Origin of the sequence: Haloarchaeobius sp. HME9146 (assembly GCF_025399835.1) — an archaeon.
In the GTDB taxonomy this organism is placed as follows: Archaea; Halobacteriota; Halobacteria; order Halobacteriales; family Natrialbaceae; genus Haloarchaeobius.
The window spans coordinates 2216780-2229974 of sequence record NZ_JAODVR010000001.1; the positions used below are offsets into that span (position 1 = coordinate 2216780).

12 protein-coding genes and 2 tRNA genes are annotated in these 13195 nt (G+C 66.0%); 7 read left to right on the plus strand and 7 right to left on the minus strand.

Annotated elements, in window-relative coordinates; translation table 11 throughout:
- Nucleotides 1-15: 15 nt before the first annotated feature.
- Together mch and citE are read left to right on the plus strand one after the other, a co-directional pair.
- Entirely contained in the window at nucleotides 16-1083 is a 1068-nt protein-coding gene (mch, locus tag N6C22_RS11445) for a 2-methylfumaryl-CoA hydratase (protein ID WP_261651242.1), read from the plus strand.
- Between the two features lie 2 nt (nucleotides 1084-1085).
- Nucleotides 1086-2126: an L-malyl-CoA/beta-methylmalyl-CoA lyase gene (gene citE, locus N6C22_RS11450; RefSeq protein ID WP_261651243.1), complete on the plus strand. Its 1041-nt coding sequence runs from the start codon at nucleotides 1086-1088 to the stop codon at nucleotides 2124-2126.
- Nucleotides 2127-2129: 3 nt separating this feature from the next.
- Here citE and N6C22_RS11455 read toward each other — a convergent pair whose 3' ends face one another.
- From N6C22_RS11455 to N6C22_RS11470, 4 genes are all read right to left on the minus strand, one after another.
- Entirely contained in the window at nucleotides 2130-2477 is a 348-nt protein-coding gene (locus N6C22_RS11455; protein ID WP_261651244.1) for a DUF4112 domain-containing protein, read from the minus strand.
- Nucleotides 2478-2538: 61 nt separating this feature from the next.
- Nucleotides 2539-4788 carry a PAS domain S-box protein gene (locus N6C22_RS11460; RefSeq protein WP_261651245.1) on the minus strand — a complete coding sequence of 750 codons (2250 nt, stop codon included), beginning with the start codon at nucleotides 4786-4788 and terminating at the stop codon, nucleotides 2539-2541.
- 293 nt (nucleotides 4789-5081) lie between these two features.
- A tRNA-Ser gene (locus N6C22_RS11465) sits at nucleotides 5082-5164 on the minus strand.
- A gap of 41 nt (nucleotides 5165-5205) precedes the next feature.
- Nucleotides 5206-5964 (minus strand): hypothetical protein, encoded by a 759-nt coding sequence (locus N6C22_RS11470; protein WP_261651246.1) that lies wholly within the window; start codon nucleotides 5962-5964, stop codon nucleotides 5206-5208.
- Nucleotides 5965-6077: 113 nt separating this feature from the next.
- Here N6C22_RS11470 and N6C22_RS11475 point away from each other — a divergent pair, with 113 nt between their 5' ends.
- Nucleotides 6078-6296: a hypothetical protein gene (locus N6C22_RS11475; RefSeq protein ID WP_261651247.1), complete on the plus strand. Its 219-nt coding sequence runs from the start codon at nucleotides 6078-6080 to the stop codon at nucleotides 6294-6296.
- Nucleotides 6297-6310: 14 nt separating this feature from the next.
- On the opposite strand, the gene N6C22_RS11480 is transcribed toward N6C22_RS11475, so the two are convergent.
- Nucleotides 6311-6931, minus strand: a complete 621-nt coding sequence (locus N6C22_RS11480; RefSeq protein WP_261651248.1) for a uracil-DNA glycosylase — start codon at nucleotides 6929-6931, stop codon at nucleotides 6311-6313.
- Nucleotides 6932-7123: 192 nt separating this feature from the next.
- On the opposite strand from N6C22_RS11480, the gene N6C22_RS11485 reads away from it, so the two are divergent.
- Nucleotides 7124-8119 carry a M48 family metalloprotease gene (locus N6C22_RS11485; RefSeq protein ID WP_261651249.1) on the plus strand — a complete coding sequence of 332 codons (996 nt, stop codon included), beginning with the start codon at nucleotides 7124-7126 and terminating at the stop codon, nucleotides 8117-8119.
- 10 nt (nucleotides 8120-8129) lie between these two features.
- Here N6C22_RS11485 and N6C22_RS11490 read toward each other — a convergent pair whose 3' ends face one another.
- On the minus strand, nucleotides 8130-8381 hold the full coding sequence (locus tag N6C22_RS11490) for a hypothetical protein (protein ID WP_261651250.1): 252 nt from the start codon (nucleotides 8379-8381) through the stop codon (nucleotides 8130-8132).
- Entirely contained in the window at nucleotides 8378-9421 is a 1044-nt protein-coding gene (locus tag N6C22_RS11495) for an Mrp/NBP35 family ATP-binding protein (RefSeq protein ID WP_261651251.1), read from the minus strand. The genes N6C22_RS11490 and N6C22_RS11495 overlap by 4 nt, the downstream gene beginning before the upstream one ends.
- Nucleotides 9422-9758: 337 nt before the next feature.
- Here N6C22_RS11495 and N6C22_RS11500 point away from each other — a divergent pair, with 337 nt between their 5' ends.
- The 3 genes from N6C22_RS11500 to N6C22_RS11510 all read left to right on the plus strand — a co-directional run bounded on the left by N6C22_RS11500 (nucleotide 9759) and on the right by N6C22_RS11510 (nucleotide 13193).
- A complete protein-coding gene (locus tag N6C22_RS11500) occupies nucleotides 9759-11645 on the plus strand; it encodes an ABC transporter ATP-binding protein (protein WP_261651252.1) in 1887 nt (628 codons plus the stop codon).
- A 95-nt stretch (nucleotides 11646-11740) separates the two neighbouring features.
- Complete coding sequence (gene moaA, locus N6C22_RS11505) at nucleotides 11741-12739, plus strand: GTP 3',8-cyclase MoaA (protein ID WP_261651253.1); 999 nt, start codon at nucleotides 11741-11743, stop codon at nucleotides 12737-12739.
- Between the two features lie 369 nt (nucleotides 12740-13108).
- A tRNA-Ser gene (locus N6C22_RS11510) sits at nucleotides 13109-13193 on the plus strand.
- The last annotated feature ends 2 nt before the right edge of the window (nucleotides 13194-13195 follow it).

Here is a 13195-nt window from a genome sequence, read left to right on the forward strand (position 1 = left end):
CAGACGCAGACGACAATGGATTACACGGACACAGAGACGTTCCAGACGATACTCGAACAGACGGAGACACGAGAGAAGGGCAACTGCTTCGACGACTTCACCGAAGGGCAGACCATCGAACACGCCCCCGGCCTCACCCTCTCGAACTACGCGAACGAACTGTGGGCGAGCCAGACGCTCAACCACGACCCCATCTACTGGCGGACCGACGCCGCACAGGCAGTCGGTTTCGAGGAACCGCCGGTCCACCCGGACTACCTCGTGGCGGCCGTGATGGGCCCCACCGTCGAGGACCTCTCCGAGAAGGGCGGCTACTTCCTCGGGCGCACGAACCTGCGGTACCACGAGCAGGACGTTGCCCCGGGGACCGAACTCCGGGTCTCCTCGACCGTGCAGAGCAAGAAGAGCTCCTCGTCCCGGCCCGAGTACGGCATCGTGACGTGGGAGACCGAGGGGACCGACGCCGAGACCGGCGAGACCCTGCTCAGCTACGAGCGCACCAACATGATTCCGCGCCGGGAGCCGATGGCGACCGACGGTGGCACGGCAACCGACGGTGGGACCGTCACGGAAGACCCGGAGAACGGCGACGATGACACGCCCAGCGAGTTCATCACGCCCGAGGGCCCCTACTTCGAGGACTTCCAGGCGGCCCTCGACGAGGCCGACGACCGCGACGCCGCGGTCGCCTACCGCCACGAGCGCGGCCGAACCATGGACGACGTGATGGTCGCCACGCTCCCGCTGATGACGCTCAACACGGCGAAACAGCACCACAACGTCGACGTGATGGCCGACTCGCCGTCGGGCGACATCGTCGCCTACGGGGACGTGACGCGGTCGGTCGCGCTCGGGCACGCCCGCTCGGACGAGGCCACCTACCGCGAGATCGGCTGTGACGACGAGCGCTTCCACACGTTCGTCACGCCCGGCGACACCGTCTACGGCTTCACCCGGGTACTCGACACGGGCGAATCCGACGCGACTGCCGGCACCGTCACGTTCGAACACATCGCTTTCAACCAGCGCGACGAGCCCGTCTACTCGGGTACCCGCCGCGCCCGCATCCAGACGAGGAACTAACCATGCCAGGACTCGCACGCACCTTCCAGACCGCACCGGCCGCCGTCCCCCGCGACAACACGGCGAAGTATCTCGACTCCGCACTCGGCGCGGAGGGCTTCGAAGCCCCCGACTGGCTCGTGCCAGACCTCGAAGACGGCACCGCGCCGGACATGAAGGCTGAGGCGCTGGAGAACGTCATCGACCGTCTCCCCGGGCACGCCGATTCGTTCCCCGGTGAAATCTGGCCCCGCGTGCAGTGGGCCTACGACTCTGAGGCCGCCCGCGAACAGGGCCGCGAGGAGATTCACCGGCTCGTCAGCGAGGTCGGCGAACACATCGACGGCGTGGTCGTCCCGAAGGTCGGCCGCCTGGAGGACGTGAAAGACGCCGCCGGTGTCGTCGCCGAGGCCGAGCGCGAGTTCGGGTTCGAGGACGGCGCTATCGGGCTCTCGGTCATCATCGAGACGGCCCAGGCGCGCTCGGACCTGCGGGAGATCTCCCTGTTCGGCCACGATTCCCGCCTCACCGGGCTCGTCTTCGGCCCGGTCGACTACACCGCCGAGCTGGGCGGGCGCGACATCGGTTCGGGTCGCCCGCGGTGGGACGGCCTGCTCGAAGCCATGTCGAACGAGGCGAGCGCGAACGACCTCGTCGCCATCGGCGGTCCCTTCGACCACCTGTTCAAGGAACGCGCCGGCATCACGTTCTACAACGCCGACGGCTACGCCGACCAGGTCGAACACGAGGCCCAGCTCGGCCTCGACGGCTCGTGGTCACTGTACCCCAAGCAGACGGCCCAGGCGAACCGCATCCACATGCCGACCACCGAGGAACTCGAACGGAACGTCCACAAGATAGAGGCGTTCCAGGAGGCCAAGGCCGGCGGAACCGGCGCGGTCACCGTCGACGGGCAGATGGTCGACGAGGCGACGTTCAAGAACTTCGTGAACACGGTCGAGACCGTCCGCGAGATCGACGAGGCACACCCCGACCAGACGAGCGAGATGTACGACGAGACGTTGCTCGAGCGGGCGCTGACCGTGGATACGTCGTGGGAGTGACCGTCAGGACTCCAGCGACTTCTTGAGCAACTCGACGTTCCGCTTGTTCCCCTTCCACATCGCGTCGAAGGCATCACCCACGACCGGAATCGCACCCACGCCCGCGTCGACACCCACGTTCCCGAGCATCCGCACCAGCGTCAGCTTCGGCACGCCGGCCCGGTACGCCTCGGCGACGATGTAGAGCGACACGGCGGCGCTGGCGGCGTCCCCGACACCCGGAACCAGCCCGACCAGCGGGTCGAGCCCGATGCGGATGTTCGTGCCAGGCACCCTGAAAGCGTCGTCGAGCAGGTCCGCGACCAGTTCGGTCCGTCGGACCGCCGGGTGAGACGAAGACGTGTCTGTCATGCTGTACTAGTCGTCGCCAGTCGATATATCTCTGTGGCTGGCCGGACCTGCCGGAGCGTGCTCAGGGCATCTCCACGCCCGTGAACTCGAAGCGCGCGCCGCCATCGGGGCTCTCCGCGATGGACACGTCCCAGCCGTGGGCCTCCGCGACGTTCTTGACGATGGTGAGCCCGAATCCCGTGCCACCGTTGGCGGTCGAGTACCCGGACTCGAACACCTTGTCACGGAGGTCGGGTGGGATACCCGGGCCGTCGTCCTCGATGAAGAACCCACCCTCCAGCGGGCCGACCCTGACGACGGCAACCTCGTCATCGGCGTCTCCGTCGCAGTCGTCGCCTCCATCGACCTCGGCGCCGTGTTCGAGCGCGTTCCGGTACAGGTTCTCGACGAGTTGGCCCAATCGCCCCTCGTCCGCCCGTATCGTCTGCTCGGTCTCGACCTGCAGGAGGGCCTCGTTCGTGCTCGCGCTGATGTTCTGCCAGCACCGCCGGGCGAGCGCGCCAAGGTCGACGTCGTCGGTCTCGTCGATGCTCTGTCCCTGCCTGGCGAGGGTGAGGAGGTCCTCGATGAGCGACTCCATGCGGTCGTGAGCCCGGTCGATGGCGGCCAGGTGTTCGGTGTCGCAATCGTCGCTCGCGAGTTCCGTATGCAGGGCGGCGACGGTCAGTGGTCCCCGGAGGTCGTGGCTGACCACGCTCGCGAACTCCTCGAGGTGCTCGTTCTTCCGTTCCAGCTCCCGCTGGCTGGCGAGTTCGCGGAGGGCCGTGGCGACGCTCTGCCCGAGGATGGTGACGAGCGTGACGTCGGCGTCGTCGAAGGTGCGCTCCTTGGCCGCGCCACAGGACAGCACGCCGAAGCGTGCCAGCGGAACGATGACGGTCGAATCGACGGGGATATCCGCGGCCAGTCGCTTCCGGTTGAGGCACTCGAAGACCTTCGTCTCGCCCGCCTCGAACAGGTCCCAGAGCCAATCCCCCCGGGGATGCGTCGGTTGCTCGGCCTCGACCTCCTCCAGCAGCTCCCGGTGTTCGTCCGTCTGGGCGACCAGCTCGAGGGCGGTCGCGTCGTCGTTCACGAACCAGACCGTCGGCATCGGATAGCCCAGCAGCCGCTCCGCGGCGTCGACGGCGATGTCGGCGATCTCCTGCTCCGTCTCCGCCTCGAGCAGGCGCTGGGTCGCCCCGTGCAGGGCTTCGACCTGTTCTGCCCGTCGCTCGCGCTCGGTCACGTCCAGTTTCGATGCGACGATGTGGGTGACCTCGCCGTCGACGACGACCGGCGCGAGCTTCGTCTGGTAGGTCCGCCTGCCGCCGGGAAGTTCCAGCGTTTCCCTGAACGTCAGCGGCTCCTGGCGCTCGTAGCACTCCCGGTAGTTCGCCTCGAGGGTCGTCCCGGGCTCGGGGCCGAGCACGTCGCGGGGCGTCTTTCCACAGGCGGCCTCGCTGCTCACGCCGAACATCGCCTCGACGACCGGGTTGAGCTGCTGGAACCGGAAGGCCCGTCCCTCGTCGCTGTCGATGAGTGCCAGCCCCGCCTGTGCGTTCCTGAACACCGTCTCGAACTCCTCTTTGAGTTCCTCCAGCTCGCGCTGCTGTCGCTTGCGGTCGGTGATGTCCGTGCTGAGACCGACCAGTCCTTGCAATTCCCCGTTCTCGTCGAAGTACGGGAACTTGTTGTCGAGGAAGACGTGCTCCTCACCGTCGATGTACTGGGTCGCCTCGCTGATGCGGTTCTCCTTACCAGCTAGCACCCGTTCGTCCATCGTCCGGATCTGTCGTGCACTCTCGGCGTCGAAGAGGTCGAAGTCGGTCTTCCCGATTATCTCGTCGGCAGCCATGTCGAAGTAGTCCGCGCCGTGCTCGTTGATGAAGCGGTACCTTCCCTCGACGTCCTTGACGTAGATGGCTTCGAGCGCGTTCGAAACGATGGCGTCCAGCCGTTGCTCCTGACGCTTCCGATTCGTCACGTCCCGTGTGCTGACAATCAGTTCGTCCGCCGACCTGTCGGCGGGACGTTCGGTCCGGACGGATTCGAGCCAGCGCCACGACCCGTCGCGATGCCGGAACCGGTACTCCACCGAGTCCACCGCTTCGGGTTCCTCCAGCGCTTCCTGCAACGCCTCTCTGACACGGTCCCGGTCGTCCGGATGCACGAACATCAGGGCGTTCTTCCCGATCAGCTCCTCCCTGTCGTAGCCGAGTATCCGCTCGACCGACGGGCTCTGGTATTTGACGATACCCGTCGAGTCGATGACCGTGACGATGTCGGTCGTGTGCTGTAAGATCAGTTCATCCTCCCGGGCCCAACTCATTACTCTACGGTAATATTGTAGACAAGAGAGCATAAACTGCGTGCAGGGAGAATAAGCTCGTTAGAGCGTTGCTATATACAGAATACAAACTTTTGTCTGCCTATAGACTATCCGACTTTCTCACTATCAGACCGTTTCGGTCCCCCGGTTTCTGGTGGTGTCGGTCACGGCTGGATGTGGGCACCAGTCCCGGGTTCCAGCACCTGAAATCTGGACCGCTGCCCGGGGGAGCCGGACTGGACTGGGAGCCGCCAGAATCTACGCATTGCTCCTCGTGAATCTTCGTGAGAATGCGGTGGGACTGGGATTCGAACCCAGGAGGCCGAAGGCCACCTGCTTTCAAGGCAGGCGCGTTAGTCCACTCCGCCATCCCACCACGGTCGGGAGTATCTGCGGAACCGTCTAAGACCTGTCGGTCTATTCGCGGACGAGTTCCAGGTCGCCGTCGTCCGCGACCACCGTCAGACCACGATCCTCGATGAACTCGGTGGTGTGGGGTGGGACGATTCGGCCCGCGCGCCGCCGGGCGCGGAGGATGGAGACGACCGAACAGAGGTCGTCGCCGGTCTCGACAGTCTCGTAGTTCGGGAGGAAGTCCACCTCGAGGTCGGCGTCGCGGGCGCGGGCGGTGAGCGTCTCGACCACCGGCGAGGCGAACGCGCCGTCGAAGTCGATGGGTTCGCAGAAGGCGCTCCCCCAGACGCGGCCGTCGCTGGCCGGGCCCAGCACGACATCGGAGCGCCGGAGCTTCATCGAGGCGTTGTCGATGTCCTTCCGGCCGGCCAGCGGGGCAGTCCCGTCGAGAACGAGGACGGAGGCGTGGTCCTCGCGGTCGAGGAGGTGCGTGACGGTGTTGCCGACGCGGCCGTCGTAGGTCGAGCCGACCTGCACCTCGAAGCGCGTCTCGTCGGCGCTGCCGAGGGCGTCCGCGGCGACGGCGCGAACCTCGGCTTCGGCCTCGCCGTCCGCTTTCGAGAACTCGTCCGGGAGGAGGTCCTCGTCGCGGTAGTTCACCAGGAGTTCGCCACCGCTCTCGGCGGCGGCGAATAGCGTGTCGGCGAGCATGGCCCGGTAGCAGTCGGCGGCGTCTTCGGCCGACAGGGGCGTCTCCTCGGCGAGTCGGGGCAGCACGAGGCCCTCGCGTGGGGGGTCGGCGAGGACGACCACGAGTGTCATACCACCATCTGCCGTCGCGGGAGCCTTGAACCCGCCGCTTCGGGCCGAGGGACACGCGGCGGAGCCGAGACCGACCGTGCGGACTTATGTGGGACCAGCCCGTTGGATATCGCATGAACTGGTTGAAAGTTCTCGGCGTGCTGGTGCCCCTGGGAATCCTCGCGGCGGGCCTCGGCTCGCTCGCGACACTCGGCACGAATCTCGAACCCCTGACCGACGTGCTGTCGCTTCCGGCCGTCGCGGTCGGCTTCCTCATCGTCGTCGCCGTCATGGGTGCGGTGTCCGTCGTCGGCGCTGGCTCGAAGGAGTGGCGCGCGAACACGTACTGGTAAGCGAGAAAACGCGGCTACCTGCTTCTGCGACCCTTGGTCTGGCGGTAATCGGAGGCCATCAGTTTCGCGAACGCCTCGACGAACGTCTGGGTCTCGTCCTCGTCCTGTTCGTCGGGGGCGATCATGGGGACCAGTTCGAAGCCACGACCCCGGAAGCGCTCCCCGTGGTCGTCGTACACGTCGAACTTCTCGGCCGCCGTGGTCGTGTACTCGGTCGCGATCTCGGCGAGAGCGCGCTCGCCCACCGGAACGATGACCTCCGGGTTTATCATCCGAATCTCCGCGTTGAGGTAGGGTTCACACGTCGCGATCTCCTCGTCGGTCGGGGCGCGTTCGGGGTCCCGACACCGGGTGAGGTACGTGACGAACACGTTCGCAAGTTCGGGCTCGTCGGGGTCGCTGTCGGCCCGGCAGAGCATGAGCCGCCGGAGGATGGAGAGGAAGGTCTCGTCGCGGGCGAAGGGAACACCGGCGTGCTCGGCGTCGGCCGACGGTCGCTCCCCCACGAACAGGAAGTCCGCACCCACGTCGCCGTAGCCGTGGACGACGCGCTCGCGGGGCCCGCAGAGGTCGCAGTTCTCGCAGTTCTCGTCCATCCCGAACGGGTTGGCGAGGTCGTCCTGGTTAGCGTCCACGTCGAGAGCCAGGGCAGGTGGGTGGGTAAGCGCTTCGGAGCGCAGGAGGCCGGAGCCCCGACCACGGAAGGTTTATGTCGGGTTGCTGCCAACTTCTGGCAGAGCGATGCTATCCGTCTCTCGTACAGCAGTCTGCTTCGTCGCTGGCTTCGCACACGTCGGCGGCAATACACCGTCGGAGGTGACCGGCCGATGAGCACGGCGACGGGCACCGACCGCGGCCTCGTGGTTCGGATGGTGCTGACGCTGGCCGTGGTCGCAGCCCTTCCCGTGGTGTTCCTCTATGGGCTGCTGACGGTCCCGTTCGCAGTCCTGTCACTGCTTGGGCGGCATCAGGGCGCGGTCGTCCCGGCCATCTCCCCGCTTGTCGTGGGCGGCGTCGCCGCGGCCGCCCTGGTGATACAGTACCTCGTCGGGCCGTCGCTGGCGTTGCGCCTCGGCCACGCGCGACCCGCCGACGAGGAGGAGTATCCGCGACTCCACGCCTCGGTGGGGCGCATCGCCCAGCAACTCGACATCCCGAAGCCAGCGGTCCGGGTCGTCGACTCCCGTGCCCCGAACGCCTTCGCGGTCGGTCGGACCCCCTCGAACGCCTCGATCGCTGTGACCGACGGGCTGCTCGACACCCTCGACGACGAGGAACTCGACGCCGCGGTTGCCCACGAACTCGCCCACGTCCGGAACCGCGACGCCGCGCTGATGAGCGTCGCGTTCCTCGTCCCGACGGTCGCGTTCTTCGTCGCGAAACTCGTGAGCACGGTGTTCAACGGGCTCGGCCACGTCTGGATAATCCCCGGCGACGACGACTCCGGTGGCGTCCTCGTCGCCATCGCCGCGATCATCCTCTCGCTCTTGCTCATGGGTGTCCTCGCGGTCGTCTTCTGGGCGGCCGGCTTCCTGAGCTACCGGCTGCTCTCGCGCTATCGGGAATATGCCGCCGACCGGGCCGCGGCCGAGGCGACCGGGAACCCGGGCGCGCTCGTGAGCGCCCTCACGACCATCGAGAACGGGATGGAGCGGGCCCCGGAGCGCGACCTCCGGGAACTCGACGGCGGTGAGAGTGCCCTGTACATCGTCCCGCTCTCGGCCGAGATGGTCGAGGAGAAGTCGCTGGTCAGTCCGAAGGTGTTCCCGTCGTCGCACCCGCCGACGAAGGAGCGAATCGAACGGTTGCGCGAACTGGTCTGATTTCCTGGCGCTATCGGCCGAGGCCGCCGCGTTCGATGACGTCGAGGATGAACTTCACGTTCCGCAGAATCTCTTCCGGAGAGGTGTCCTCGTTCTCGTCGTAGAGGTCGCTGGTCCGGTAGAGGATGTTCGCGAGCTGGTCCGACTCGGTGCTCTCGGCCCGAATCTCGTCCGCGATCTCGCGGAGGAACCGGACCTTCTCCGGGTCGGGTTCGAACTCGCGGTCGGGGCTGTCCTTGGAATCAGCCGGGTCGTCGCTCATCGGCTGTTGACGTGCTGCTGGCGCTTGACGAACCCGACGTTGTCCGCGACGGCCTCCGTGATGTCACGGAACGCCTGCCCCGTCTCGTTGTCGTGGTCGAGCACCACGGGCTTACCCTCGTCGCCGCCGGTCCTGACCGCGGGGTCGAGCGGGACCGACCCGAGGAACGGCATGTCGTGGGCGTCGGCGAACTTCTGGCCCCCGCCTTCGCCGAAGATGGCGTGCTCGCCGCCGCAGTCGGGGCACTTGAACGAGCCCATGTTCTCGGCGATGCCCAGCACGACGGTGTCGTGCTTGCCGAACATCTCCAGGCCCTTGCGGGCGTCGTCGAGTGCGACCTCCTGCGGGGTCGTGACGATGACGCTGCCGGTGACGGGGACGGTCTGGAGCAGCGTCAGCTGGGTGTCCCCGGTGCCCGGTGGCAGGTCGATGACCATGTAGTCGAGGTGGCCCCACTCCACGTCCTCCCAGAGCTGGGTGAGGACCTTGTGGACCATCGGGCCGCGCCAGATGACGGGGTCGTCCTCGCCGACCAGGAATGCCATCGACATGAGCTTCATCCCGTACTTCTCCGGGGGCACGAGCTTCTCGTCCTTGGTCGCGCCCGGCGGCTCGTCGGCGTCGACCATCCGCGGGACGTTCGGACCGTACACGTCGGCGTCGAACAGGCCGACGCGTGCGCCCATGTCAGAGAGGCCAGCGGCGATGTTCACGGCCATCGTCGACTTGCCGACGCCACCCTTGCCGGAGGCGACCGCGATGACGTTCTCCACGTTCGGGAACACCTGCTCGTCGCCGGAGAGGCCGGTGTCGGTCTTCGCCGAGAGGTCGATGTCGAGGCCGGTGTCTGCGAGGACCTCGCGGACCTCGTTGGCCAGGTCTGTCTCGATGGGAGAGTAGGGTGCGCCGAGGGCGAGCGAGATGTGTACCTCGTCGCCGTCGACCTCCACGTCGTTCACGAGTCCGAGCGAGACGATGTCGTCGCCCAAAGCCGGGTCCTCGACCTGCCGGAGCCGGTCGAGAATCGCGTCTGCGTCCATGGCCGGGTGTCGGGGCGAGCGAGCGAAAAGGATTGTGTTACACGGTCCCTTCGTTGCCACGACTGTGTGGGGTGTTACCACTGTTCAGTTAGTTTGATGTGAAATGGGTGATATGTACTGGTAGAGGCAGAAAGATGCGTACCCTCCACTTCGCACTCGCCTGATTCTCTCGGCCGCCCAGTCCGGGCGGCACGGGTCGCGCCCACCGTGGCCATAGCCGCAGCACCGCGGCTATCTCAGCCAAGCCACCACCTGACTGCCCGTTCACACCGACGAGCCGGTCGTATCGACTGCAGACCTCCACCCTGTACCACACCACAGGACACGAAACACGACGATGACAGATTCGACATACGGAGACGAAGACGACGACACATTCGACGAACAACGAGCCCGCGTCGACCGCCCGATGGTCCGCCTGTTCCGCGAGTACGGCCGCGAGCACTGGGTCGCTATCGTCGGCGGCATCCTCATGGGAATCGCCGCCCACACGATGGCCCTGCTGCCGACGTACGTCCTCGCCGAGACCATCGACGCGGTCTTCATGCAGACGAAGCCGCAGTACTCGCTCCCGCTGGTCCCCCAGTGGCTCGTCCCGGCGAGCCGGACCGGTCAGTTCTGGTTCTCGGTCGGTCTCGTGGGGTTGACCTACCTGAGCTCGACCGTGTTCACCTGGCTGATGGGGCTGGGACTGAACTCCTTCGCCCAGTCCGTCCAGCACAACGTCCGGGCCGATAGCTACGACGCCATGCAGCGACTCGACTACGAGTTCTTCGCCGACAAGCAGACTGGCGAGCTCATGAGCGTCCTGAACAACGACGTGAACCGCCTCGAGCAGTTCCTCAACGGCGGTCTCTTCATCGCCACGATGCTGCTGGTCAACGTCGGCGTGACGGCGGTACTGCTGGCGTACCTCCAGTGGCAACTCGCCCTGCTGACGATGGTCACGGTCCCGGTCATCGGGCTGTTCACCTACAAGTTCGTCCAGACCATCCAGCCGATGTACTCCGAGGTCCGCTCGACGGTCGGTCAGCTCAACTCCCGCCTGGAGAACAACCTCGGCGGTATCGAGGTCATCAAGGCGAGCACGACCGAGGACTTCGAGGCCGACCGCGTCACCGACGCCTCCCAGGAGTACTACGACAAGAACTGGAACGCCATCACGACGCGCGTGAAGTTCTTCCCTGGCCTCCGATTCACCGCCGGTATCGGCTTCGTGCTGACGTTCGCCGTCGGCGGCCACTGGGTCCTGACGGGACAGGCCCCGCCGCTGATGAGCGGGACGCTTCGCGTCGGTACCTTCGTGGCGTTCGTCTACCTCGGCCAGCGGTTCATCTGGCCGATGAGCCAGTTCGGTGAGCTGGTGAACCTCTACCAGAACGCCCGCGCCTCGGCCGAGCGCATCTTCGGCCTGATGGACGAACCCAGTACCCTCGGTGGCGGCGAGGACCTCCCCGAACTTACCGTCGAGGACGGCACCGTCGCGTACGACCACGTCACCTTCGGCTACGACGACGACGAGACCGTCCTCGAGGACGTCTCCTTCGACGTTTCCGGCGGGGAGATGCTGGCGCTGGTCGGCCCGACCGGGGCCGGCAAGTCCACCGTGCTGAAGCTGCTGCTCCGCCTCTACGACGTGAACGACGGCAGCATCAGCATCGACGGCCAGGACATCCGTGACGTTTCGCCCGAGAGCCTCCGCGATTCAGTCGGCTACGTCAGCCAGGACACCTACCTGTTCTACGGGAGTGTCCGGGACAACATCGCCTACGGCAAGTTCGACGCGACCGACGAGGAGATCGAGGCTGCCGCCAGGGCGGCCGACGCCCACGAGTTCATCAGCGACTTCGAAGACGGCTACGACACCGAGGTCGGTGAACGCGGCGTGAAACTGTCGGGTGGCCAGCGCCAGCGCATCGGCATCGCCCGGGTGCTGCTGCGCGACCCCGACATCCTCCTGCTCGACGAGGCGACCTCGGACGTGGACACCGAGACCGAACTCCGCATCCAGGAGAGCATCGAGAACCTGGTGGCCGACCGCACCGTCATCGCCATCGCGCACCGGCTCTCGACGGTGAAAGACGCCGACCAGATACTCGTACTGGAAGACGGTGCCGTCGAAGAGCGCGGCACCCACGAGGAACTGCTCGAGACGGACGGCACCTACGCCGACCTCTGGGGTGTGCAGGCCGGCGAGCTGGAGACGATTCCCGGCATGGCGTAACCGGCCACGCCGCGGCAACCGGGTAACCATATTCGATTACATTCTCCCTTGCCTGGACACCGAACTTAATAACATAGACTCACAAGGGTTGGTACATGCTGACAGACGAGTTCGGTCGCGAGGTCACCGGGGTCCGGGTCTCCCTCACCGACCGGTGCAACTTCGATTGCGTCTATTGTCACAACGAGGGGTTGGGTGACACGCGGGGGCCGATGGACCCGCAGGACGGCGAGATGAGCGCGGACGACGTGGTCCGGTTCCTCGAGGTGGTCGCGGAGTTCGGCGTGGACAGCGTGAAGTTCACCGGTGGCGAGCCGATGCTCCGCCAGGACCTGGAGGAGATAATCCGGCGGACACCCGACTCGATGGAGGTCTCGATGACGACCAACGGGACGTTCCTGCCCGGCCGTGCGGAGGACCTCGTCGACACCGGCCTCGAACGCGTCAACGTCTCGCAGGACGCGATGGAGCCCGAGGCGTTCGCCGAGGTGACCAAGTCCGGTGCCTACGACCGCGTCATGGAGGGCGTCGAGGCAGCTCTCGACGCCGGCCTCGACCCGGTGAAGCTCAACATGGTCGTGTTCGAGCGAACCGCCGGCTACGTCCCGCAGATGGTCGACCACGTCGCCGAGAACCGCGGGCTCCAGCTCCAGCTCATCGAGTACATGCCCGAACTCACCGGCAACCCCGAGTGGGCCATCGACATCCAGCGCGTCCACGACTGGCTGGCCGAGCAAGCCACGGAGATAGAGCACCGCGAGATGCACGACCGACGACGGTACTGGATCGGCGGCACCAAGGCCTCCGGTGAGGGCGGCATGGTCGAGATCGTCGACCCGGTCGAGAACCCGACGTTCTGTGCGAACTGCCACCGCGTTCGAGTCACCCACGACGGGTTCCTCAAGGGCTGTCTGAACCGCAACGACGACCTCAAGCCGATGGGTGAGATGACGAAACCCGAGATTCGCGAGGCGTTCCGGATGACGGTCGCCGAACGCGTCCCGTACTACGGCGAGTACATGGTCCGCAACGGTGACGGCGAGTGGGAAGTGAATGACAAGTACATCGACGCACCCCCGCAGACCGGCGACTGAGTGGCACTACAGGCGGCGTCGCTCGGTAATGAAGCCCGATTCGTTCTGCTTCGGTCGGCGGAGACTTTCTGGAGTAGCTGGCTGGTTGAATCCAACTGGCTGATTGAATGCTGCCTGAATATTCCAGTTCGCGCGTGCGCGAGCGAGGGAACTGCCGATGAGCAGTCGCCACACCCGGTCCCCGGCACCTGACACTCCGAAACCGGCCGACGAGGACCCCGTCTTCCCCACGCCATCCCCGATACTGTCACACCGTGCCACTCGAACTGCGTTCCGTTGCCCTTAAGTACTGTACGAGAATACGTGTGAACGCAATACGCTGCAGGGGCGCTGGGTCCCGAGTCCGAGAGGGCGAAGATAGACAATCGAGTTGTGGTAGCCAAGCCTGGCCCAAGGCGCAGGGTTGCTAACTCTGTGGCGTCAAGCCTCCGGGGTTCGAATCCCCGCCACAACGTC